Origin of the sequence: Dyella flava (assembly GCF_016904955.1) — a bacterium.
Taxonomy (GTDB): domain Bacteria; phylum Pseudomonadota; class Gammaproteobacteria; order Xanthomonadales; family Rhodanobacteraceae; genus Dyella_B; species Dyella_B flava.
Genome location: NZ_JADIKE010000035.1, coordinates 47,698 through 69,335, shown reverse-complemented (window position 1 = coordinate 69,335; position 21,638 = coordinate 47,698). Strand labels below are relative to the sequence as shown.

At 60.0% G+C, this 21,638-nt stretch carries 20 protein-coding genes and 1 tRNA gene; 9 read left to right on the top strand and 12 right to left on the bottom strand.

The features are described 5' to 3' along the window. Nucleotides 1-13 precede the first annotated feature (13 nt). Both ISP19_RS10010 and ISP19_RS10005 read right to left on the bottom strand, forming a co-directional pair. Nucleotides 14-730: an acid phosphatase gene (locus ISP19_RS10010; RefSeq protein WP_204681349.1), complete on the bottom strand. Its 717-nt coding sequence runs from the start codon at nt 728-730 to the stop codon at nt 14-16. Next, nucleotides 730-2,901, bottom strand: coding sequence for a TonB-dependent receptor (locus ISP19_RS10005; RefSeq protein WP_204681347.1), 2,172 nt, complete (start codon nt 2,899-2,901; stop codon nt 730-732). The genes ISP19_RS10010 and ISP19_RS10005 overlap by 1 nt, the downstream gene beginning before the upstream one ends. Before the next feature lie 474 nt (nt 2,902-3,375). Here ISP19_RS10005 and ISP19_RS10000 point away from each other — a divergent pair, with 474 nt between their 5' ends. From ISP19_RS10000 to ISP19_RS09980, 5 genes are all read left to right on the top strand, one after another. Continuing rightward, entirely contained in the window at nt 3,376-4,728 is a 1,353-nt protein-coding gene (locus ISP19_RS10000; RefSeq protein WP_239556731.1) for a replication-associated recombination protein A, read from the top strand. 134 nt (nt 4,729-4,862) lie between these two features. Beyond that, nucleotides 4,863-5,444 (top strand): hypothetical protein, encoded by a 582-nt coding sequence (locus ISP19_RS09995; RefSeq protein ID WP_204681343.1) that lies wholly within the window; start codon nt 4,863-4,865, stop codon nt 5,442-5,444. 114 nt (nt 5,445-5,558) lie between these two features. Further along, a complete protein-coding gene (serS, locus tag ISP19_RS09990) occupies nt 5,559-6,839 on the top strand; it encodes a serine--tRNA ligase (RefSeq protein WP_204681341.1) in 1,281 nt (426 codons plus the stop codon). After that, entirely contained in the window at nt 6,836-7,213 is a 378-nt protein-coding gene (locus tag ISP19_RS09985; RefSeq protein ID WP_204681339.1) for an LrgA, read from the top strand. The genes serS and ISP19_RS09985 overlap by 4 nt, the downstream gene beginning before the upstream one ends. Before the next feature lie 57 nt (nt 7,214-7,270). Further along, nucleotides 7,271-7,360: transfer RNA gene (locus ISP19_RS09980), tRNA-Ser, on the top strand. Between the two features lie 484 nt (nt 7,361-7,844). Here ISP19_RS09980 and ISP19_RS09975 read toward each other — a convergent pair. After that, a complete protein-coding gene (locus ISP19_RS09975) occupies nt 7,845-8,249 on the bottom strand; it encodes an H-NS histone family protein (RefSeq protein WP_204681337.1) in 405 nt (134 codons plus the stop codon). A gap of 540 nt (nt 8,250-8,789) precedes the next feature. Here ISP19_RS09975 and ISP19_RS09970 point away from each other — a divergent pair. After that, nucleotides 8,790-9,296, top strand: a complete 507-nt coding sequence (locus ISP19_RS09970) for a hypothetical protein (RefSeq protein WP_204681335.1) — start codon at nt 8,790-8,792, stop codon at nt 9,294-9,296. Between the two features lie 20 nt (nt 9,297-9,316). Here ISP19_RS09970 and ISP19_RS09965 read toward each other — a convergent pair whose 3' ends face one another. Next, complete coding sequence (locus ISP19_RS09965) at nt 9,317-10,963, bottom strand: MASE1 domain-containing protein (RefSeq protein WP_204681333.1); 1,647 nt, start codon at nt 10,961-10,963, stop codon at nt 9,317-9,319. 341 nt (nt 10,964-11,304) lie between these two features. Here ISP19_RS09965 and ISP19_RS09960 point away from each other — a divergent pair, with 341 nt between their 5' ends. Further along, nucleotides 11,305-11,598 carry a 2-hydroxyacyl-CoA dehydratase gene (locus tag ISP19_RS09960; protein ID WP_204681323.1) on the top strand — a complete coding sequence of 98 codons (294 nt, stop codon included), beginning with the start codon at nt 11,305-11,307 and terminating at the stop codon, nt 11,596-11,598. Between the two features lie 9 nt (nt 11,599-11,607). Here the strand turns inward: ISP19_RS09960 and ISP19_RS09955 are convergent, their stop codons facing one another. From ISP19_RS09955 to ISP19_RS09935, 5 genes are all read right to left on the bottom strand, one after another. Further along, a complete protein-coding gene (locus ISP19_RS09955) occupies nt 11,608-11,772 on the bottom strand; it encodes a DUF1427 family protein (RefSeq protein WP_204681321.1) in 165 nt (54 codons plus the stop codon). Nucleotides 11,773-11,797: 25 nt separating this feature from the next. Beyond that, nucleotides 11,798-12,766, bottom strand: a complete 969-nt coding sequence (locus ISP19_RS09950) for a quinone oxidoreductase family protein (protein WP_204681319.1) — start codon at nt 12,764-12,766, stop codon at nt 11,798-11,800. Between the two features lie 113 nt (nt 12,767-12,879). Next, entirely contained in the window at nt 12,880-13,665 is a 786-nt protein-coding gene (locus tag ISP19_RS09945) for an AraC family transcriptional regulator (RefSeq protein ID WP_204681316.1), read from the bottom strand. A 65-nt stretch (nt 13,666-13,730) separates the two neighbouring features. Continuing rightward, nucleotides 13,731-13,898, bottom strand: coding sequence for a hypothetical protein (locus ISP19_RS09940; RefSeq protein WP_204681314.1), 168 nt, complete (start codon nt 13,896-13,898; stop codon nt 13,731-13,733). Nucleotides 13,899-13,911: 13 nt separating this feature from the next. Further along, a complete protein-coding gene (locus ISP19_RS09935; RefSeq protein WP_204681312.1) occupies nt 13,912-14,115 on the bottom strand; it encodes a hypothetical protein in 204 nt (67 codons plus the stop codon). Between the two features lie 444 nt (nt 14,116-14,559). On the opposite strand from ISP19_RS09935, the gene ISP19_RS09930 reads away from it, so the two are divergent. Beyond that, a complete protein-coding gene (locus ISP19_RS09930; protein WP_204681310.1) occupies nt 14,560-15,225 on the top strand; it encodes a response regulator in 666 nt (221 codons plus the stop codon). Continuing rightward, nucleotides 15,222-16,649 carry a sensor histidine kinase gene (locus tag ISP19_RS09925; protein WP_284384576.1) on the top strand — a complete coding sequence of 476 codons (1,428 nt, stop codon included), beginning with the start codon at nt 15,222-15,224 and terminating at the stop codon, nt 16,647-16,649. The genes ISP19_RS09930 and ISP19_RS09925 overlap by 4 nt, the downstream gene beginning before the upstream one ends. 36 nt (nt 16,650-16,685) lie before the next feature. Here ISP19_RS09925 and ISP19_RS09920 read toward each other — a convergent pair whose 3' ends face one another. The 3 genes from ISP19_RS09920 to ISP19_RS09910 form a co-directional block, all read right to left on the bottom strand. Continuing rightward, complete coding sequence (locus ISP19_RS09920; RefSeq protein ID WP_239556715.1) at nt 16,686-17,729, bottom strand: YncE family protein; 1,044 nt, start codon at nt 17,727-17,729, stop codon at nt 16,686-16,688. A gap of 99 nt (nt 17,730-17,828) precedes the next feature. Beyond that, the gene (locus tag ISP19_RS09915; protein ID WP_204681308.1) at nt 17,829-20,006 is read right to left on the bottom strand and encodes a TonB-dependent siderophore receptor; all 2,178 of its coding nucleotides are present in this window, start codon (nt 20,004-20,006) and stop codon (nt 17,829-17,831) included. Between the two features lie 63 nt (nt 20,007-20,069). Then, on the bottom strand, nt 20,070-21,626 hold the full coding sequence (locus ISP19_RS09910; RefSeq protein ID WP_204681306.1) for a PepSY-associated TM helix domain-containing protein: 1,557 nt from the start codon (nt 21,624-21,626) through the stop codon (nt 20,070-20,072). Nucleotides 21,627-21,638: the final 12 nt, after the last annotated feature.

Genomic DNA, 21,638 nt, shown 5'->3' with positions numbered 1-21,638 from the left:
AGCTGGGCGTTTTTCAGTGACTCTGACCATCGGGCGGCGGATTGGCCGGCAGGCCCAGTGCATGCCGCAATTCCAGCCGCGCCGCTTCATAACCTTGCCGCCAGTTCGGGTCCTGCAAGATCTCCGCCGCGATCACCGTACCGGCGATATGCCCGGCTTCGATATCGCTGGGAAAATGCACGCCCATCACGATGCGATGCTCGGCATAGACATCGGCGCGGGCAAAAATCGCCGCCCGTTTTTCCGGCAGCATGTTCGCCAGCAATACGGCGGTGGTGTAGCCGAAGGTGGCGTGACCGCTGGGATAACTCCAGTCGTGGGGCATCTCTATCCCCAACGGATGCACTTCGCTGGATACCGCGCCAGGCCGAGGATGTCGCCAATAATTCTTGGCTTCCTTGACCTCGTCCTTGTCAAAGTCGGCGATGCGTTCGAAAAACGCTGCCGTGTTCGGCAGCGCTTTCGGTTGCAATTCAGGTCCCAGTACGTCGAAGAAGCGAAACACAGAGCGTTTGCTATCCGCCTTGGCGGCAGCGATCTCCGGGGGCGTACGCGTTTGCTGCGCCATCAATACGGCCTGCAAATCGTGTTGAGCCGCCATCGAACCTGCTGCCGGCGGAGGCGGCAGCAAGTTCGACAGTTCGACGATGGCGGGTTTCGCGCCATCGCCGTCAGCCAGGGCGGTCTGGCCAATGACAAGCATCGATAACAACAGCACGCAGCGTTTCATCAGAACAGATCCGCCGAAACGGTGAAGTTGAAGTTGCGGCCTGGAATGGTCCAATACAGCGGCGTGCCATCCGCGGTGGTGCCGGCCAACGCGTTGATGGTCGTGTTGTTGAACAGGTTGTTGAGCTGCACGCCGATCTTGAAGTCCTTTACATCGCTGATATGCGGATCGAACGTATAGCTGGCGGCGAAGTTGGTGATCGCATAGCCGCCGATCACCGTGTCATCGTTGTTGTTCGCTGTGTAGTAGGTCTTGCCGACGAACTTGTCAACCAGCGACGCGTAGATCGGGCCATTGCTGTAAATAAAGCCCAGCGTGGCAGTCTTGTGCGGGGTGTTGGGGTTCCACGTATTGTCGTCAGTCTGGATCGCGCGGTTGAGCGATCCGTTGGCGTAAACGCTGAAGCCGCCACCCAGCATGTAGGTGCCCTCGAGTTCGACGCCGGTGTAATGCACGCCGCCACCGTTGTAGAACTGCGTGTCCGCACCGACCTTGTGACTCTGGATGAAATTGTTGAAGTCGATCTTGTAGACGTCACCCGACAGCGTCAGGCGGTCGCTGCTCCAGGTGGTACCAAGCTGGCTGTTGGTGGTTTTTTCCGGCTGAAGCGCGGAGTCGGTAAATTCCGGATTGGGTACGTAGAACAGATTGAGGTTCGGCGCCAGGAAACCTTCGGCCCATTGGGCGTACGCGGTCCAGTTGGAGGTGAAGGCATAGTGGAACGAGGCCGACGGCAACGTAGCATTCCACTCCTTCGAGTAATCCAGCGGCAAGCCGGTCTTCTGGTTCACTTCGGCATCGATGTCGCGCTTGAAATCGTCGTACTTCACGCCGGCGATGAACCATGCGGAGTCGGTGATGTTCCACTGGTATTCCAGGTAGGGCTGCAGGGTGCGCAGCGAATCCGTCATGATGCGGTCAGCGGCGCCGAGCAACGAACCGTCGGGGGAATTGGGCAGGTCGAGCGTATCGTCGAACTCGTACTGCCAGCGCAGATTGTCCTGATCGTCGTACCAGACACCCGCGCGAGCTTCGCCCGGGCCGATTTCCTTGCTCATGCGGAACGTGTCGCCCCAGGAGCGATACCAGTTGCGCATGTGCTGGCCCGGCACATCGTCGGGACTGTAGTCGGTGCCGTTGGGCGTGTTGCCATTGACGTCTTCGCCGTTGTAGCCGAAGTGATTATAGGCGTAGGTGTAGGCCTTGTTGTCGATCGTCCAGCCGTCGAATTCCGAATGCAGGCCGATATAGCCCATGTAGGTGCTGATCTGGTCCTGGTTATAGCGGTAATAAGACTGGCTGTCCGGATTGTTGTTCAAGGCATAGTTCGAGCCGTATTCGGCAATCTGTGCCTTGGTGGCGCCGAGGGGCACGTACTGGTTGATCTTGTTCCACATGCCGCCGAAGGTCAGCGTGGTGTTCTCGCCCAACGGCTGCACGACCTTGGCGAACACATTCTGGCGGCGCTGGCCGGCGTAGGTAAGGGCGCCGTCCGACTCTCCGTTCTGCACATTGATGACGGCACTGGTACCGCTGCTGTCGAGCTTGCCGGTATCGATACGCGCGCCTTCCACGGCGGTTTCCCAGCTGCCGAAGCTGATGTACGGCCGGATGTTGAATTGATCCTGCGGATTGATCGATTCCACCGAGACGGTGCCGCCGAAGGTGGCGTCGCCGATCGTGCTGGCCGTGCCCGGGCCGCGATCGACTGTCACGCTGCTGGTGTCTTCATTGGTGAAGTATGAGGTGGAGTGGTGGGTGAAGTCGTTGGAGTCGCCCCACGGAATGCCGTCGAACGTCACGTTGTATTGGCCGTCCTGGAAGCCGCGGATGGAAGCGATCTGTGTTTCCATCAGGCCCGAGCCATTCGGCGCGATGGTGTACACGCTCGGTGAAATGGCGATGGCGTCGGTGTAGTCGCCGGTGGGCGGAATGTTTTCCTCAATGTACTTGCTGCCGATGATCGACTGCGGCTCCGCGGCAATGGTCGAGCCCTGGGTGGGGGCAATGGCGCTAACGGCTGAATTAGCCGTCACCTGCATGCTTGCCAGGGTTTTTGCATTATTTGATGAGGTGCCGTTATTCGAGTTGCTGGTGGTGCTTGGGCCATTTACCGGGGCATTGCCGTTATTGGTCGCATCCTGCGCAGAAACCGATGTGGCAATAGCCATGGCAAGGCACAATGCAAGATAGGCAGGGGGGCAGCGGAGCAGCGCATGTGTCGATCGCGTCATTGTTTTTTTCCGGTGTTGGCGGGGTGGTGAAAGGCCGACACCGTAGAGACGCGATATGACAATTACATAACAAATGCATTAAATCGTTATTTTATTTAATGCGAAAGATAATACGCTAAGCCTGCTCTAAGGTTTGAATAATCGCTGTAATGAAGTGACGATTTTGTGATTATTTATTGAGCAATTTAAGCTTGCTCTAAGAAATGAAGCATCAGCGTAATGACGATTTTAAGAAATAATAATCGTGAATAATCGTTGACTGCAAGATGGGATGTGCAGTCGGAACGCAATGTTCTGAACCTCCTCCGGCGCAGATCGGCAAGGAGAGCCTGAGGCGCTCCTGTGGCCCGCCTTAAAGGCCCGGAGTAGTGGGCCAAAACGAGGCTCGGCCAGATGCCCTATTATCCGGTGATGGATCGACCGCATCACACCTCCGAACTGTTCGCGACCGACTCGGAAGAACTCAAGCCGCTGGCCGAGCGCATGCGCCCGCGCAGCCTTGAAGAGATCGTAGGCCAGCAGCGCCTGCTCGCACCGGGCAAGGCGCTGCGGCGCGCGCTGGAAAGCGGGCGTGTGCATTCGATGGTGCTATGGGGGCCTCCAGGTTGTGGCAAGACCACCCTCGCGCTGCTGGTGGCGCGCTATGCCGATGCGGATTTCCGCGCCATTTCAGCCGTGCTTTCCGGCTTGCCCGAAGTGCGCAAGGCGCTGGCCGAAGCCGAAGCCAATTTTGCGCAGGGGCGGCGCACCGTGTTGTTCGTCGACGAGGTGCATCGCTTCAACAAGGCGCAGCAGGACGCCTTTCTGCCGCATATCGAGCGCGGCGTCATCATCTTCATCGGCGCAACCACCGAAAACCCATCCTTTGAACTGAATTCGGCCTTGCTCTCGCGCTGCCGCGTGCATGTGCTGGATGCGGTCTCGTCCGACGACATCACCGGCGCCCTGCGTCGTGCATTGGCTGACGACGAGCGTGGTCTTGGCGCGCTGAAGCTCGATGTCGCCGATTCCGCCTTGCAACTCATTGCCCAGGCAGCTGATGGCGATGTGCGCCGTGCCCTGACCCTGCTGGAAATCGCCGCCGAGCTGGCCGATGGCGGTGTGATCGACCACGGCACGCTGGAGCAGGTACTGGCCGACCGCACACGCCGCTTCGACAAAGGCGGCGAGCAGTTCTACGACCAGATTTCGGCGTTGCATAAATCCGTGCGCTCTTCCGATCCGGACGCCGCGGTGTACTGGCTCGTGCGCATGCTGGACGGCGGCTGCGATCCGCTCTACCTCGCACGCCGCCTGACACGCATGGCGGTGGAAGATGTGGGCCTCGCTGAACCGCGCGCCTGGCGCATGGCCCTGGATGCGTGGGATACCTACGAACGTCTTGGCAGCCCGGAGGGTGAACTGGGCTTGGCGCAACTGGCGATCTGGTTGGCGATCGCACCCAAGAGCAATGCCGCCTACATGGCCTACAACCAGGCACGTGCCGTGGTCGGCGAAACCGGCACGCTGGACGTGCCGATGCATTTGCGCAATGCGCCGACCAGGCTGATGAAAGGGCTGGGGTACGGCAAGGGCTATCAATACGACCACGACGCCGAAGGTGGCATCGCGCTGGATCAGCAATGTCTGCCGGATGCGCTGGCTGGTACTGAGTTCTACCAGCCGGTCGAACGCGGACTCGAACTGAAGCTGCGCGAGAAGTTGCTGGCGTTGCGCGAAGCGCGCGCGAAGGCGCGTAGCGAGAAAAAAGGGAAGAGCGCTTAACCCTTGTGTGAACTGACTCTCTCCCCTCCGGGCGAGGGGCGGATTCATTGCGGTCGCGCCGTTTGCCAATAAATTGCGCTTCACCAGCCCCGCACCTAGAGTGGAGGCTAACATCCAGCCGGGGAGGGCTACCCATGCGCATACTGGTTGCAGCGATATTCGGTGGCATCGTGATGTTCTGCTGGGGCGCCGTAGCGCATATGGCGCTGGGGCTGGGCAATCAGGGCATCCATCAGCCGGCGCATGAGGACGCCGTGCTCGGTAGCCTGCACGAGGGGCTGGGTGAGCAGGCAGGCGTCTATCTGCTGCCTTCCCTTGATCCTCACCAATGGAACGACCCGGCTGCCAAGGCGGCCTACCAGCAAAAGGCGGTCGCATTGCCCTACGCGCTGGTGGTCTACCTGCCGCAAGGCGAGGATATGACCAAGATGGGCCGCCAGTTGCCGCGCCAGTGGGCGTCGGACACCCTGGCGTCGTTGGCCTTGGCCTTCCTGATGGGGTTGTCCACCTTTGGGTTCGCCAAGCGCATGGCTATCGCGGTCGCTGCGCCAGTCTTTGCCTGGCTTAGCGTCCTGGTGCCCTATTGGAATTGGTATCGTTTTCCTGCCGACTTCACCTGGGCCGCCCTGATCGAGCAAGTCATCGGCTGGCTGCTGGCCGGCGCCGTGATGGCGTGGTGGCTGGGGCGGGGGCGGGGGCAGCGGAAATCGGCCTGAGTGAATCCGGGCGCGGAGGCTGGAAGCCTTCCGCGTCCGGGAGCATGCCGCGTTGCGACGGCGGAGGCGCGGCAGCGATAATCCCCCGTTCTTGCCCTGATATCGGATCCGAACATGCTGGACCCCGCATTGCTGCGTTCGCGCCTCGCCGAAACCGCCGCGCGTCTCAAGGAAACCCGAGGCTTCACGCTCGACGTGGCCGCCGTGGAGGCGCTGGAAGGCCAACGCAAGCAGCTGTCCACCGAGACCCAGGAACTGCAGAACCTGCGCAACACCCGTTCCAAGGCCATCGGCCAGGCCAAGGCCAAAGGTGAGGATGTCGCGCCGCTGATGGCGGAAGTCGCCGGCATCGGCGACAAGCTCAAGGCCAATGAGCAGGCGCTGGCGGACGTGCAGGCCAAGTTGTCCGACATCGCACTGCTGATCCCCAACGTCCCGCACGAGTCCGTGCCGGTCGGCACGGACGAAACCGACAATCATGAAGTCAGCCGCTGGGGCACGCCGCGTAGTTTCGATTTCGAAGTGAAGGATCACGTCGATCTTGGCGAACGGCATGGCTGGCTGGATGGCGAAGCCGGGGCCAAGCTCTCGGGTGCGCGCTTTACCGTGATGCGCGGTCAACTGGCTCAGCTGCATCGTGCGCTGGGGCAGTTCATGATCGACTTGCACACGCGCGAGCATGGTTATCTCGAATGCAACGTGCCGGTGCTGGTCAATAGCGATTCGATGTTCGGCACCACTCAGTTGCCGAAGTTCGAAGAAGACTTGTTTGCGACCCAGGTTGGCGATTCCCGTCGTTACCTGATTCCGACCGCCGAAGTGTCGCTGACCAACCTCGTGCGGGACACCATCCAGGATACGGATGCGCTGCCGCTGCGCCTCACCGCGCACTCGCTGTGCTTCCGTGCCGAAGCAGGCAGCTACGGCCGTGATGTGCGCGGCATGATACGCCAGCACCAATTCGAAAAAGTGGAAATGGTGCAGGTGGCGCGCGCCAGCAATTCCTACGCACAGCTTGAGGAAATGGTCGGCCACGCCGAGAAGGTGTTGCAGAAGCTCGGCCTGCCATACCGCAAGCTGCTGCTATGCACCGGTGACATGGGCTTCCAGTCCGCCAAAACCTACGACCTGGAAGTCTGGCTGCCCAGCCAGAACACCTATCGCGAAATTTCCAGTTGCTCCAACTGCGAAGACTTCCAGGCACGTCGCCTGCAGGCCCGCGTACGCAACCCCGATACCAACAAGCCCGAACTGGTACACACCCTCAACGGCTCCGGTCTCGCCGTTGGCCGCACGTTGATCGCGGTGATGGAAAACTACCAGAATGCCGATGGCTCGATCAGCATCCCTGAAATCCTTCGCCCCTATATGGGAGGCACGGAGAAAATTGCATGAACACGCCGGCGCGCACGTCATGGGACAAAGTGGAGTTCTACACCAGTTATTTCCTGATGTTCGTGCTCGCCTCCGTGATCGGCACGCGCCTGAGCTTCGCCACGGTGTGGGAGCTCCCCACCCTTGACCTGGTGCTAAGCATCATCGCCATGGTGCTGGTCTTGGCCAGCTTCTGGATCGCTCGCAGGCGTCGCAGCTGGCGCTTGTGGATCATCGCCTTTGCCACGGCGACGCAATTGATACCGATGGTGCTGCGCCATCCCGCCACACTGTTCCCGTTGTTGGGTGGCTTGATTCCAGTCGTCATCATGGTCTGGGCGCTGTTCGCGCTATCCCGCAAAGGTTCAAATAGCCCGCGGGTGCGCGGTTCCTGATAGGATTATCGACCTCGCAAGGCTGGACAGACTCATAAGCCGGCCGGCAAACAAATCGGAGAGATGGCCGAGTGGTTTAAGGCAGCAGTCTTGAAAACTGCCGTAGGTGTAAGCCTACCGTGGGTTCGAATCCCACTCTCTCCGCCACCCATAAAAAAACGCCCGGCCGGGCGTTTTTTTATGGGTGGCGGAGAGAGTGATTTGCGATGAGAGCCCCGGTTCAACAAATTTGCCTGGAACAGCAAGGACAGTCGAAGCCAGGCCGCGCAGCGCTACGCGCAGAGGAACTCGGTCTACGGATGGGCCAGACAATCCCACGTATCACGCAGCGATAGTCGGAAAAGTGCCGAGCTCTTACGCCTGATGGATTTGTTCCCCGAAACGGCAGGAACACAGATCCTGGCTCCACATTGCATGCGTGAGGGACTGCACCAACAACGACTGCGTTTTGGCGATCCCGCCTTGCATGTTGTAAGCGCTTTGAAGATTTCGCCAAGAGAGTTTAAGACGAGTACTCGCCGCTCTCGTTTTTTATGTCGGACTAAAAAATCGGTTAGGCAGAACCCGCAAAACAAAGCCCCGCAGCATCTCTCCTGCGGGGCTTTTGTTTTGTTTCACGTGCAAGTAAATATCAGTGGCGTTTCGTCCTCTTGCGAACTGCCTTCTTCGCAGCCCGCTTGGCCGGCGCAGCCTTCGCCGTTTTTTTGGCGCCGGCAATCAACAGGCTCTCTGCCGTTACGCCACGGCGCTTCAGTGCAGCCGCAAACCACAGTGGACGCTTGCCGCGCCCCGTCCAGGTCTGGCTCGGATCCTCCGGATTACGGTACTTGGGAGCGACAGCGCCGCGTTTGCCGCCTTTGCCGCCGCGGACCGGATAGATATCGGCCAGGGTAAGGCCGGCATTGCTCAACAGTGCGTCGATCTTCTTCCTGACTTCCTGTACCTGGCTGGCCCTCGCTTCCTGCATCTGTGATTCGGCATGTGCAATGAGTGCCTTGAGTTCTTTGGGAGAAAGGGATTTGAGATCGATCGCCATGGATGGTCCTTGTTGTCAGGGTGTCTGGATGTGTAGGTTATAAAGACTGGCCACGCAAATGCAATAAACACCGCACTATTTAATGAATGGGGTGTTTATTTATTTCGAGCATGGTTCGTATTTGTTCGCGATATTCCAAGTCAGGTGCTGTGTGGGTGACTGCCTGGAAATACTTGTCGTGATGCATGGCAAAGTACATCTTTGGTGAAGGGATATGCTTGCTTTGTTGATTGGAAAAGCGACGAGTTATCGGTATGCCATGTACGAAATATGCATGTTGCGGTATCGGATTTTCTAGAAAAGCGCAGGTGTGGAAGAGACAATGCACCTCTGCGATGTTGGATAAATAAAGGCCGCAAAAACCCGTGGGGACCATCTCTTCGCTAGAAAGAGGCTGGTCAGTCCCATCGAATAAATCTGACGCCATTTAAGCCAACGACATTGGTCAATGGGCCAGATTCCTTTGCGTTATGGACACATTGCCGAATGCTACATTTCATTCGGCAATTGTTGCCGCAATCCGACGCGTAGGGGGTTTTTATGTTCTGCAAATCGCATGCATTGGTTTCGCGTAAGGCGATCATCGGCGCGCTGCTGACAGCTACCCTTTCGATATCTGCGCTGGCAAGTCAGCCACCATCGACCGGCCTTGGACAGGCCTGGCCGAATGCGGCCGATGTCAGTGTAAGTCCGCATTTTCATGTTTACCTGTTTGTCCGTGAGGGGGTTCGGTATATACAGGTCAATGATTTGAACGGTACCGTTCTTGGTGCCGTTGCTGTTGCTGATCACGTCGTGCTGACGTTGCCTGTCGGTGTCGATGCAGCCTACGTCACCACATCATCATCCAGCAGCGGCGAGACGGTTTATCGTGACGGCGCCACGCAAATTACCGCGCTTGCTGCCGACAACGGCACTGTCGTGTTGAATGTCATTGACGGTGATGCGTGCACGAAGTTCGATTGCACTGGCCAGGTTACTTCCGGCCCTGATACCTGCACGAAATTTGATTGCACCGGCCAGGTGGTTTCCAAGACCGGCCAATAATCGGCGATCACCACCCATCTCTAGCTTAGGTAGAGTTCAAGTACGGGGGGAGCGTGTTGCGCCCCTCGTACTTGTTGAGCGGCATTGTGAAGCAATGCGGTAATTTGCACCTTTCCCGCCGACCGTCGTATATGAAGCTCGCCGCCGTAAAGGTGGACATGATCTTTCATCGCCTGGATATCCAACCCAAGTACGCCCAGCTTGGACGCCAATGACTGGCTCTCGTATTTCTTGTGAGTGGCGTCATCAGGGGGCTGTGCGACGATGCCTTCCACGCGCAGCACGGCCCAGCGTTGCTGATGGGTGAGGCCGCCGCGCAGGGACGTAAAGATGGTCGAGCAGGGCTGCTGTTCGCTGACATATACAACGGCCTCGCATGCCAGGCGATAGATGGCCGCGTGGATACCCGGCGAGAGCTGGCTGAGCCCCCGGCCCTTCAGTTCAAATCGATAAGCCAGACCCGCTTCGTCAAGCACTCGCGCAATCGTTTCCCGCAGGGCAGCCGGTAGCCCACGCTCACGCCACGCGGTGGGATGCATGGATTCGGCCAGCCGGTACATCTGACTTTGTGCGGTTGCCGCTTGCCGGTAGTAGTTCTGGCCCTCGGTCGTCGGCAGCATGTGCTTGAACCGGTTGAGTAGCCGGGTCTGCGTCAATTGCACGGTTCCGCTCAGATATTCCAGCGCTTGTGCGGTCTGACGCATGCGCACTTCACACAGATACAGTCCTTGCTGGGCAAGTTTCACGGCCGCTTGCGCATCCAGCCGTTCCTGTTCTTCCGCAGCGTTTTGCGCCGAGATATGCGCGCCGAGAACAAACAGGCAGGTTGAGGAAAAGGCGATGAATGCCTGGATGCCGGCTACGTAAATGGCACCCGGGCGAGATTCCAGGCTGAGGAAGTTACAGACCATCACGGCGGTGATGCCAATGGCCGCCGCACGCCAGCCGTGTTTCATGGTGAGCCATGCGGCAGGCAGGAACATGGCCATGCGGATCACCAGTTGTGCACCCGGCTCGGCGCGATAGTTGAGCCATGCCAGCACGGCGAGCGTGGGAAGCAATAGCACCAGCATTTCAAGCGTCAGCCGGCTTCTGGCCCACTGGACAAGGCGAGCCGACAGCGGGCTGGGCCGCTGCAACTTGAAGGCGAGCGCAAGCGGCAGAATCGTCAGGATACCTGCGTATCTTCCCAGGAAGATCTGCACGGCCTCGAGTCGGTAAGTCGTGGCGGATAACGGTTCCGTCTCCTTGCTGGTTGCCATGATGGCGAATGTGGTGGCAACCCAGATGGCTGACGCCAGCACGGCGCAGAACAGCAGGATGTTGACGTTGACCAGCCGTTTGTTCGGAAACAGCGGGAGTTTTTCCCGGCACCACCAGACAACGGGCATCACATAGAGAATGACGGGAATGGAATTGAGTACCGTCCAGGCGGATCCGAACTGACTCAGGTACGGGTCGTTGTTGTAGACCAGCGGTGCGATTTCGGCGCAGGCCAACGTAGGCCAGTAGCGGTAGGGAAGCAGCAGCAGGCAGCTCAAGCGGAGCCCGCAAGTGAGCGTCCAGATGCCATTGGAATAGGGCCTTAGCAGCTCGTAAGCCAACGTATAAAGAACAAATACCGCAGCTTGGCGCAGCCATTTGTTTTCGCTGATGGATGTGAGCATCGCCGCTGCTCCAGAGCCCGAGATAACCGCACCCCAGCCATCCATGAGCGGTGTGAGTTCCGGTGACGCCTAGACGTAGTGCCGCTGAAGCTAGTAAAGCTAAGACTGTGCCATCGCCGGGGATGTGGGATTCGACGGCGATCCGATGTGGGGGAACAAAGAACAGGCTCCCTTTGCCTGCTGTGCATGATACGCGTCAATGCGCTTTAAAACGTGAAAGTCGGGGTGTAGGCCTGGGGGCCGGAGTGGGGGCGAAGGGACGGGTTCGATGGGCCCGGAAAGCGCGCTAAGGCCTTGCTTCGTGTGAGATAATCGGCGTTCCCGCAACACCCCAAGTCGCCATGACCCTCCCCAAAGACGCCTTCCGCCGCTTCCAGGAAGAACTCGCGGCGCTCGATAAGCAGATTGAGCAGCGTTCGACCAAGAAGCAGACCGCCAAGCAGGCGGCCATGTCAGCCATGGAACGGGCAAAGCTAGAGTTCCTGGCACTCCGTGAGCGTCACAATCTGACCGTGGCGGACGTGGTGTCGTTCTTTCCGGAGGAGGAGGGCATTGCCTACCTGCAGAGCCTGATTGCCCAGACGGAAGCCAAGCCACGCCGCGGACGGAAACCCAAGGCCGCCAGCGCGGAGTGACCCCCGGGGTCAGCGCAGCATATGGCGAACCAGGGTAATCAACTGCTCGCCGGCCAGCATGCCGAACAGTCCGATCAGGGCAACGGTCGGCGGGGCTGGCGATTTCACGCGTAATACTCCGTAGGTCACGCCAACAATCGTCCCGACGATCAGCGATACGAGATAAGCCTTCATGGTTGTTCCTTGGGGAGAGGGGGGATCATGGCAGCAGCACGATCCGGCCGGACGTGCCTGCGGAAACGGCCTCATAAGCCTCTCGACCCTGCGCAAGCGTATAGCGATGTGCAATCACCGGGGCGTCGAACTTGCCGCTCTCGAACTGTCGGGCAATGGCTTGCATCATTGGCGCGGACTCCGCTACGCCGAGTTTCGCGCTGTCGGCACCGAACAACTGCGTTTCGTTGCGATAGAAGTTGATCAGATCGAATTCGACCCGGCGGCGCCCGATGGCGCTGATTTCCACCACGCGTCCCCGCCACCGCGCCAACCCAAGTGCGGTTTCGAAAGCGATGCCGCCCACGGTGTCGTAAACCACATCCACGCCCTTGGTGAGCCCCTGGATGTCACGCACGTTGGCAATCGTGTGCTCATCGAAGGGCACGAACGTGTCGATGAGCCTGCCGGCAGGCGACTGCGGATCGACCGGTTGGCGATCGATGCCGATAACGCGGCAACCCAGCGACTTGGCGATCTGCGTTACTGCGCCGCCCACGCCGCCGCCTGCGCCAATGACGGCGATGGTTTCGCCCTCGCGTAGTTGCGCGAAGTCGATGGTGCCCAGCCAGGCCACCGAGAAATTGACGCCAATGGCCGAAGCCTCTTCATGCGTCAGGGTGGTGGGCTTGCGAACCAGGGCGCTGACCGGCACCTTGATATATTCAGCATGCGTACCATCGAGTGTGAAGCCGATATCGCCGCCGGTTCCCCATACTTCCGCGCCCAGCCATTCTGCCGGGCCCCGTTCTACTACGCCGCTGAAGTCGCGCCCGGGAATGCGGGGCAGCGTGGTGCTGGAGAAACTGCCCGCGACATTCTTCACGTCGCTGGGGTTGATGGAGGCTGCGTGGATTTTTACCAACGCAGTGTGGGTATCGATATCGGGTGTCGCCACATCGACGTATTGCAACACATCGGGAGACCCGTGACGGGTGAATTGCAGGGCTTTCATGGCAAGTTTTCAAGCTAAGGTTTGAGCCGATGGGTAAAGTGTAAGAGAGCGCTCCGGCGAGGGCCGGTCAAAGACATTCGAATTTCGGCCAAGCTGCTGGGGCGTGGGGAAGGCTAGGAATCGGCTCCGCCCGCGGGCGGAACATAAGCCGCGGGCGCCGCGCCCAGTTCGCGGCGGAACATGTCGCTGAAACTGCTGGGCAGATAGCCCAGCGAACGCGCGATGGCGTTGATGGCGTGTCCTTCACTCAGGCGCGAAGTGGCCACGGCCAACTGCACTTGCCGGCGCCATTCGGCAAAGCCCATGCCCAGCTCTTGCTGAAATAACCGCGAGAGCGTACGCACACTGGCGCCTGCATGTTCGGCGTAATGTTCCAGGCTGATGTCCTGCGTGGGATTGCCGATCACCGCGCGGCACACTGTTTCAAGGCGCCGATCCGCGCCGGTCGGCAGCGCAATGCGTAGTGCGCTGCGCTTGGCGCCGAGCAGCTCCAGCACGATCAACCGATACGCGGCTTCGCAGTACGCCTCGCTGCGCTGATCGCCTTCTTCGGCCATGACTACGATCAACTGCCGCAGTAGCGGGCTGACTTCGAACACTTCGCCATGTTGGCTGAGCTCGGCGACATCGTGCGGGCGCAGATAGAGATTACGCATCCGCACCGCACTCATCATCTTTATCGAGTGGGACAGGCCGGCCGGCAGCCAGACCGCACGCTGCGGGGGCACCACCAGCGCTTCGTGTTCGATTTCCACCCACATCACGCCCTGCACGGCGTAGAGCACCTGCGCCCAGGCATGCACATGCGGTTCGATATGTGTGCCTCGTGCGTATTCGCGTTGCAGGGTCTGCAGCGCGCGGTTGTCTTCACCAAGGCGGGGTGGGGTGGCCTGTGTCATGGCTGCATAGCATATCGCTGCCGGGACCATGGGCCTTAATGTGATTCTTTCGCAGAATGGGCTCCTCACCCCAGCCCACTTCGCGTTTGCGGCTCTAGCACGTAGATGTGATCGTGGGCTTCGACGCTGATCCTGGCCGCATGGCTGGCCTTGGCGAACAGGCCGTCCTTATGGCATTCCACCGCGACCCGGCCGGGAATGGCGCCGTCGAGCCGTGCCGCAAAGGCTTCCATGAACGCCTTCAGGTCACCTTGCGTCTTGCGATACCAAGCCGCATTCAAAATAGCCGTTGGGCGTGATGACGTAATCCAGCGGAACATTTTGCGGACGCAGGTCAGGGGCGATTGAACTGACCGTGGTGAGCGTGGCCTGTGCCTGGGTGTCGTCGGCTGCTTGCGCCAGACCCACCATGCTTGCCAGTGACACGACGGCGAGCATCCACCTGCTCATCCACGCCATACGCCTGGAACTAAAGGGTTTCATAAATCGCGCACTCCTCTACGTAATGAAAAAAGCGGTCCATCGCAGACGAAGGGCGTTGCCCCTCATAGCGCAGCGAAACGTAACCTCATGAAATAGGGCGACTCCCCAGCCAACTTTCCATGGCATGTGCTTTGGTGTTCAAAGCCGGGGTAATGTCGCGATCGCGGCGTGCAGCGGGTGTGAACCGGACGTGCGCACGTTTTTCTTTATGTGCGATATGTGCACCAAGACACATCTCACCGTTCTTGAGCCACGGCGGAGGCGGTCTGTCAGGCGGATCACGAAAACCGCCATTCCCTGAAACTGTCGACGGCCCGTGATGACAACGGTAAGACCGCCCTAAGCTAATCTCTGCACAATGATCGACTGGGGCAATACCTCCCGGTATGGTTGGCCGAAGGTAACGACGTTATGCACATCATCCTGGTCGAAGACGACCTGCAACTGGGCACGGCGATCAAGCATGCGCTTGAGCAGCTTTCCTATGCGGTGACCTGGCTGCGCGATGGACGCGAGGCGCTGCTGGCCCTGCGCGACCAGACTGCCGATCTTGTCTTGCTGGACCTGGGACTGCCCAACAAGGACGGCCTGGAAGTGCTGGCCGAGGCACGCCGTGCCCATGTCAATACGCCGGTGATCGTGATGACCGCCCGCGACGCACTGGAGGCGCGCGTGCGCGGTCTGGATGCGGGTGCCGATGATTACCTGGTCAAGCCGTTTCACCTGGACGAGCTCAGTGCACGCATCCGTTCGCTGACGCGGCGAGCGCAGGGACTCGCCGCCAATCGCATCGATGTCGGAGTGATCAGCCTGGATATCGGCACCTCCGAAGCGGAGTACCGCGGCAAGCGCGTGGAGCTGACCCGGCGTGAGTTTTCGCTGCTGCGCATCCTGATGGAACGCGCCGGGCGCATCGTACGCCGCGAGCATCTGGAAAACTCGCTTTACGGCCTGGATAACTCCGTCGGCAGCAGCGCGCTGGAGGTGCAGATCCATGCCCTGCGCCGCAAATTGAGTTTCGACGCCATCCGCACCATTCGCGGTGTGGGCTACATGATTCCCAGGGATCCCACGTGAGTCCATTGAGTCTGCGCGGACGCCTGCGCTGGATGATTATCGCCGTGCTGGTGGCCGTGCTGCTGCCGCTCGGCTTGTACAGTTATAAGAGCACCTTGAAGGAAACGCGCGAGTTGCTCGATGGCCGTTTGGCGCAATCGGCACGTACGCTGGATGTGCTGATCCAGAACGGCGGTGTCCACGCGTTGCGCAAGCCAGGGCAGGAGCCGTTGATTGTGCCGATCATCGGTCGCGAAGCCGAGGAGCTGCTGCTGCACGCGCGCACTTACGAAACGGAAGTGGGTTATCAGGTATTCGATCTGCATGGCCAGATGCAGCTGAGCACGGCCAATTTTGCCCGATTGCCGTTGCCGCACACGTTGATATCCGGTTTCGAGGATTATTTTTTCGAGGGTTACGGCTGGCGTGTGTTCACCCTGGTGGATGAGTCCAACGGCGTGGTTATCCGCATGGGCGAGCGCGACGATAGCCGCCGCGATATCACGCATGCGCTGTCGGTTGATCTGGGCCTGACGCAGCTGATCGGTCTGCCGTTGCTGGCCTTGTTGGTCGGCTGGGCCGTGGGACGCGGTCTTGATCCGTTGCAGCGGCTCACGCAGGCGTTGGCATCGCGCGCACCAGGCAGCCGCCAGCCGATTCAACTGGATCGTGCGCCGCAGGAATTGCAACCGGTGGTGCAGGCGCTGAACTCGCAACTGGGGCGTCTGGAAGATGCGCTTGAGCGTGAGCGCCGCTTCAGCGCGGATGTGGCGCATGAGCTGCGCACGCCGCTGGCATCGACCATGATTCATCTGGACACCGCCATGTCCGGTGAGCTGTCCGCCGATACCCGGGCGCGCTTGAGCAGCGCGCAATTGGGGCTGTCACGACTGGCGCGGCGTATCGAGCAGTTGCTGGCCTTGGCGCGACTTGAAGCCGGCGTGGCTGCGGGCCAGCGCAGTGAGGTCGATCTGGTGGTCGTGGCCATGAATGTGATCGACGAACTCGCTCCGCTGCTCGGCGAAAGCGGGGTGGATTTCGCCTTCCTCGAGCACGAGGAAAGCCTGAAGGTGCAGGGCTATGAGGCGGCGCTAGCGGCGTTATTGCGCAACCTGATCGAAAACGCCATGCACCACGTGCCCAGCCAGGGCATGGTGCAGTTGTCGCTGGAGCGCTACGCCGCCAACGTGGTGCTCGAAGTGATCGACAACGGGCCGGGCATTCCCGCCGAGCGGCGTGCCAGTGTCTTTGCGCGGTTTCATCGGGAAGCCAGCAGCAGTGGCGATGGCTATGGTCTGGGCCTTTCGATCGTGCAGCGCGCTGCGCAGCTGCACAATGCAACGATTGAATTGCTGGATGCACCATCCGGCCGTGGTTTGCGTGTGCGCGTGACCATTCCCAGCTCGGGCGCGGTGGACATCGCGTCATCGCCGGATATGGAGTAAGCAGGGGCGGGCGCCAAGCATCGCCCCTGCATGCGTTCACGGCTGGCCTACGGTCAGAATCGCAAAGCTGCCCGGCGCGATCTGCCGGTGTCCGCGTGCATCTTTTCCGCTGCCCAGTTGTGCGGCAGACAGATAGATGCGGTGCTTCTGCGGATCCAGCGCCTGGGTGCGCGCGCTGACCTGCGTCGGTACGTTCGCAACGACGCTATAGTGGTCCGGATCGTCTTCGTGGATCACGGTGAGCGTGCCGCTTTCACCGTTGGAGCTGTAGATCGTGTTCTGTGCGGCATCAAAGGTCACCGCGTCCGGGCCGTCGCCGATCGCCACGGTCGCGACGCGATGGCCGTCATTGGCGTCCAGCACAGTCATGGTGCGGTTGTCGCATACCGAGAAAAGGCGCTGATGCGCCACGTCCATCGCCAGTCCGCTGGGTGATTCGCATGGTGCGAGCGACCAGGTATGCAGCACTTTATTGCTGCGGCTGTCGATCTGCGCCAATTCGGATTTGTCTTCGAGATTGACGTAGAGATGGCCAGCCTCGTCCGTCACCGAAAACTCCGGCTTGCCGGGCAGGGCAATGGTGGCGATCACCGCGTGTTTGGCTGGATCGATCACGCTGGCATCGCCGCTCTTGCCGTTGAAGGTAAAAACGTGGTGCGAGGCGCTGTCGTAAAGGATGGAGTCCGGCTTCTGTCCCGTCCCAGTGATGGTGGCAACGGTCTTGAGCGTATCCAGATTGAATGCGGTCACCGAGTCGGCCTTGCCGTTGCTGGTAAAGCCAAGATGCAGATCCTGCGCAACGGCGATGCCATGCACGCCGTACGTGTTGGGGATGCTGCCGATCTGCTTGCCGGCATCAACATCGATCACGGCCACGTGATCACCACGGCTGACAAACAAGTGCCGGCGCTGTGCGTCGAAACTGAGATAGTCCCAGCCACCCGCGCCGCCCAGCTTCAGCTGGCTGATCACTTTTAGGCTGGACGACGCAGGGCTGTCGGCCAGCGACAAGGTGGCGGCAAGGCCCGCCACTGAAGCCAGTACGGCGGCGCAGATAGGGACAAACGGGGATCGATGCATGAGGCAAGCTCGGTCTATGAGGTAGACCAAGCTTGCCCGGAGTTACTTATTACTCCCTTAGGCGGTGATGCGATCCGTGGTGACCATCGCCGTTATGCCTTATAGCGTAAACGTCACGCTTGCCCGCACCGTGCGCGGTGTGCCCTGGTTGAGAATGAAACCGAAGCTGGTCAGCCAGTATTTCTCGTTGGTCAGGTTGTCGACGCCGACGCGATAGGTCACCGGATGGTTGCCCATCATCGTGGTGTAGCGGGCACCGAGATCGAAGGTGTGATACGCGCCGATGAAATTGCTGTTGTCGGCCTCGACCGCTTCGTTACCCACATAGCGGGCACCTCCGGTCAGGAACAGGCCGGGAATCTGCGGCACGCGGTATTCGACATACACATTGCCTTGCAGCCGCGGCGCCCCATAAGCGCGCTTGCCATTTACGTCTGGGGCAGCGAGTACGTTGGTGGCATCCAGGTACATCACACCACCCATCAGCGTCCAGTTCTTGCCCAGGCTGGTCTGCGTGGATAAATCGATGCCTTGATAACGGGTCTGTCCGTTCTGCACATAGACGTTGTCGCTGGTGAGGTATTGCAGGCCGCGTTGCACCTGGAACAGGGCGAGGTTGGTGCTCCAGGTATCGAATTCGGTCTTGGCGCCGAGTTCGAATTGCTTGCTCATGGTGGGAGCAAAGGTCTGGTAGGCATTGACCGCCGTTTCCGGTGCGCTGGCGGGTTGTTCCAGCGACTGCACATAGCTGGCGTACAGCGTGACCGGCGCGATCGGCTTGTACATCAGCGCGGCCGTGGGGGTGACCGGATTCTGGTTGTAGCGGGCGGCGGGCGTGGTGCTGCCGTCGTTATACGATGTATCGATATATTCGATGTAGCGCAGGCCGAGCAGGGCGGACCACTGCTGCGAGAAAGTCAGCGTGTCGCTGGCGAACAGCGCGCGTTGCGTGGTGGTTTCCGCCAGGTAGGTTGCGCGGCTGACCGGCGTGTTGGGATTGGGGAATACCGGCACATCGTAGATATTGCCGCTGCCGAGCACCACTTCGCCGAAATCCGAACCGCTGTATTGCGGATAATGTTCGTCCAAAGCCTGCCAGGCAGCGCCGAACACCAGATTGTGCGTGATCGGGCCGGTGGTCACGCTGCCGGTGAACATGCCTTGCCATTGCTGGTAGTTGTAGCGCGAGTAACCCAGGAAGTTCAGGTCGGTGTAGTCGCCTTGATTATTCATGAGGATCAGCGCGCTATCGTGGTTCTCGCGCGTCTGTTCGGCATAGCTGTAATCCAGGCTGAAATTCCAGTTGGGCGAGATGTCCCACTTCAGGCCTGTATTGGCCACGCGGTAGGTGGTCTGGTAGCCGGTATACGGCTGGCTCACACGCTGGTCGCCCGGAAGCGGTGCGGGTACATGCACCGGCTCGGGGAGGGCGTAGCCGAAATCCTGCCCGAGGATGATGCCGTAATAGGCGCCTCGCACATCACGATCCTGATAGATGCTGTTGAAGTGCCAGTGCAGGTTGGAAGTGATGTCCTTGGTGAGCGTCAGCGACGCGGCGTTGCGATTGATATGTCCGCCGTGTACGAAGGTATCGCCGTCTTCATGCACAAGGTTGACGCGATAACCCCAGCCGCCCTGGCCGCCCAGGGTACCGCCGAAATCCACCGCTTCCCGGAATACGCCATTGGCGAGATAGCCCAGCGTAACGCTGGCATACGGCTTGAGCGTGGGTTGTTTGGAAATAAAGTTGACGATGCCGCCTGGTTGCCCAAAGCCATACATGAAACCGCCGGGTCCTTTCAGCAATTCGATCTGGCTGAAAGGCTCCAGCGGCAGATCGCTGCCCCAGTTCGGTATCGACAGGCCATCCATCTTGTAGCCGTTGAGCAGGTCCACCGGCAGGCCGCGCACGGCAAAACCGGAAGATTCGCCGGTGTAGCCATTGGACAGCGGAGTCACCCCGGCGTCGGTCGCGAATGCTTCATTGATATCGATAGCTTGCCGGTTCTGGATCAGGTCTGAGGTCACCGCGTCGATACTGAAAGGCGTGTCGAGCAGGCTGCGCTGACCGAGTGCGCCGGCATCCGCTTCGCTGGCGCGGTAAACGTCCAATGGCGTGGCGGCGGTAACGTTGACCTGATCAAGCACCTTGGCATTCTGTGGATCGCTGTCATCCGCATGCACCGCGCCGGTAGCCAGAGCGCAGAGAACGAAAACCGCAAGACGGCGGCGTGACGGCAGGCAAGACAGCGCGCGACGTTGGTCGGCCACGAACATGTGGAACTCCTTTGAGTGATGATCCGGCTGGCGCTGGCTGGCCGATCGGAGATGAAAAGAAAATCAGGTGACGGCGGTCGACCACACGCTGTTGGGATCGCCATGACGGGCACGCCGCGCTGCGGCACGCGCCAAGGTTGCGAATATCAGGCCCAGTGCCAGACCTGTCAGATCGACGCCAAGTACGGCAAGCGTCTGCGGCGAGTGGGCTTGGGTGAATGCCGTGCCATTGGCAAGCAGGTCAGTGCAGGCGACCGCTATCGTCAGCACACTGATGGCCCCAAGCAGTTCTATCGCGGCGCGCGGAATGGGGCGCAGGCTGGCGTAGAGACATGCAGCGAAAAACAGGCCATAGCACGTAATGCGTTGTGGCATGGCCGCTTCGATGTCCAGATGTGCAGCCACCAGCGTTGCGGCGAACGCGCCAGAGATACCCAGACACGTACCCATGCAAACGCCGATCGTGGCGCGCGCCATGACGCGCGTGCGCTTGGGCTGATCAGCATGGCGGCGCTTGCGTCGTGATTCGATCCACAGCAGGTTGCCGGAGTAGAAAAGGAACGCACCTGCCAGGCCAAGTACAAAATACAGCCAGCGCACAAGGTTGCCGCCGAAGGTGCCGAAGTGCAGGCCATACATGGCCGAGTTGGTGATGCCATTGATGGTGTGTTGCGTGCCCACATGCGTCGCCAGCACTTTGCCATCCGCCGCCGAGAGCGCCACGGTGCCGTAGGTGCCCAGCGTGTGTTGCGACAGGCCGCGTACTTCGATCACGGCATTTCGGTCGCCGTAATGCATGTAGTGCAGATAGTCCGGCTCGAAGTTGCTGACTTCGCCCGCGACGGCAGCCCCCTTGGCGTGCGCGATCAACACGTGAGGTGGCAGCATCGTGGCGGCTACGTTGCTTGCCGGCAGCGTGGGCGCTGTTGCAACCGCTTGCGCGAATGCACCGTAGAGCTTGCCGTTAAAAGCAATGGTGTTGAGTGCGGCGAGGGTAAGGGTGAACAGGCAGAGGATCGAACCGGTCACCGCAAAAATGATATGAAACGGCAGGCTGAGTACACCGATCGCGTTATGCGCGTCTTGCCATAGCCGCTTCAGATTGTGCCCCACGCGCATGGCGAACAGATCGCTCAAAAGATGCGGCAGGTGGATCAAAAATCCCGAAATCAGCGCGAGGCCGTACAACACGCTGACGATGCCCATCAGATAAAGCCCAACCATGGGAATGCCCAGCGAGTCGTGCAATGCGTAGATGAAATCAGCCAGATCGCCCGGGTTTGCCTCTTCGCTCGGCTTGGCCATCTCGCTATACCTGGCAAAACGTGTCCCTTGGCTATCCTGCCAATAGGCGTAAGCGGCATGCGAAGGATCGACCGGCAGCACGATGCCGAAATCGTCTTTCGCTTCGGGGTGCTCCGTCACAAGCCGGTCGATCAATACCGTGACCGGGATATTGGCATCGCATGCGCTCCGCCACGGTGGGTTTTGCCATGCGGCGATCGCGTCGTGGAAAACGGTCAAGGCGCCGGCGTAGAACGCCACGAACAGTGCAAAGCCGGCCAGCAATCCGGTCCAGGTGTGCACGGTCTGAAACGTGCGATGCGTGCTCGCTTTCATCGCGTCGCGTCC

Bases quoted from the DNA above. Each gene is read 5' to 3' on its own strand.
- ISP19_RS10010 (WP_204681349.1), bottom strand. From the start codon at position 730: ATGAAACGCTGCGTGCTGTTGTTATCGATGCTTGTCATTGGCCAGACC.
- ISP19_RS10005 (WP_204681347.1), bottom strand. From the start codon at position 2,901: ATGGCTATTGCCACATCGGTTTCTGCGCAGGATGCGACCAATAACGGC.
- ISP19_RS10000 (WP_239556731.1), top strand. From the start codon at position 3,376: ATGGATCGACCGCATCACACCTCCGAACTGTTCGCGACCGACTCGGAA.
- ISP19_RS09995 (WP_204681343.1), top strand. From the start codon at position 4,863: ATGCGCATACTGGTTGCAGCGATATTCGGTGGCATCGTGATGTTCTGC.
- serS (WP_204681341.1), top strand. From the start codon at position 5,559: ATGCTGGACCCCGCATTGCTGCGTTCGCGCCTCGCCGAAACCGCCGCG.
- ISP19_RS09985 (WP_204681339.1), top strand. From the start codon at position 6,836: ATGAACACGCCGGCGCGCACGTCATGGGACAAAGTGGAGTTCTACACC.
- ISP19_RS09975 (WP_204681337.1), bottom strand. From the start codon at position 8,249: ATGGCGATCGATCTCAAATCCCTTTCTCCCAAAGAACTCAAGGCACTC.
- ISP19_RS09970 (WP_204681335.1), top strand. From the start codon at position 8,790: ATGTTCTGCAAATCGCATGCATTGGTTTCGCGTAAGGCGATCATCGGC.
- ISP19_RS09965 (WP_204681333.1), bottom strand. From the start codon at position 10,963: ATGCTCACATCCATCAGCGAAAACAAATGGCTGCGCCAAGCTGCGGTA.
- ISP19_RS09960 (WP_204681323.1), top strand. From the start codon at position 11,305: ATGACCCTCCCCAAAGACGCCTTCCGCCGCTTCCAGGAAGAACTCGCG.
- ISP19_RS09955 (WP_204681321.1), bottom strand. From the start codon at position 11,772: ATGAAGGCTTATCTCGTATCGCTGATCGTCGGGACGATTGTTGGCGTG.
- ISP19_RS09950 (WP_204681319.1), bottom strand. From the start codon at position 12,766: ATGAAAGCCCTGCAATTCACCCGTCACGGGTCTCCCGATGTGTTGCAA.
- ISP19_RS09945 (WP_204681316.1), bottom strand. From the start codon at position 13,665: ATGACACAGGCCACCCCACCCCGCCTTGGTGAAGACAACCGCGCGCTG.
- ISP19_RS09940 (WP_204681314.1), bottom strand. From the start codon at position 13,898: ATGGAAGCCTTTGCGGCACGGCTCGACGGCGCCATTCCCGGCCGGGTC.
- ISP19_RS09935 (WP_204681312.1), bottom strand. From the start codon at position 14,115: ATGAGCAGGTGGATGCTCGCCGTCGTGTCACTGGCAAGCATGGTGGGT.
- ISP19_RS09930 (WP_204681310.1), top strand. From the start codon at position 14,560: ATGCACATCATCCTGGTCGAAGACGACCTGCAACTGGGCACGGCGATC.
- ISP19_RS09920 (WP_239556715.1), bottom strand. From the start codon at position 17,729: ATGCATCGATCCCCGTTTGTCCCTATCTGCGCCGCCGTACTGGCTTCA.
- ISP19_RS09915 (WP_204681308.1), bottom strand. From the start codon at position 20,006: ATGTTCGTGGCCGACCAACGTCGCGCGCTGTCTTGCCTGCCGTCACGC.
- ISP19_RS09910 (WP_204681306.1), bottom strand. From the start codon at position 21,626: ATGAAAGCGAGCACGCATCGCACGTTTCAGACCGTGCACACCTGGACC.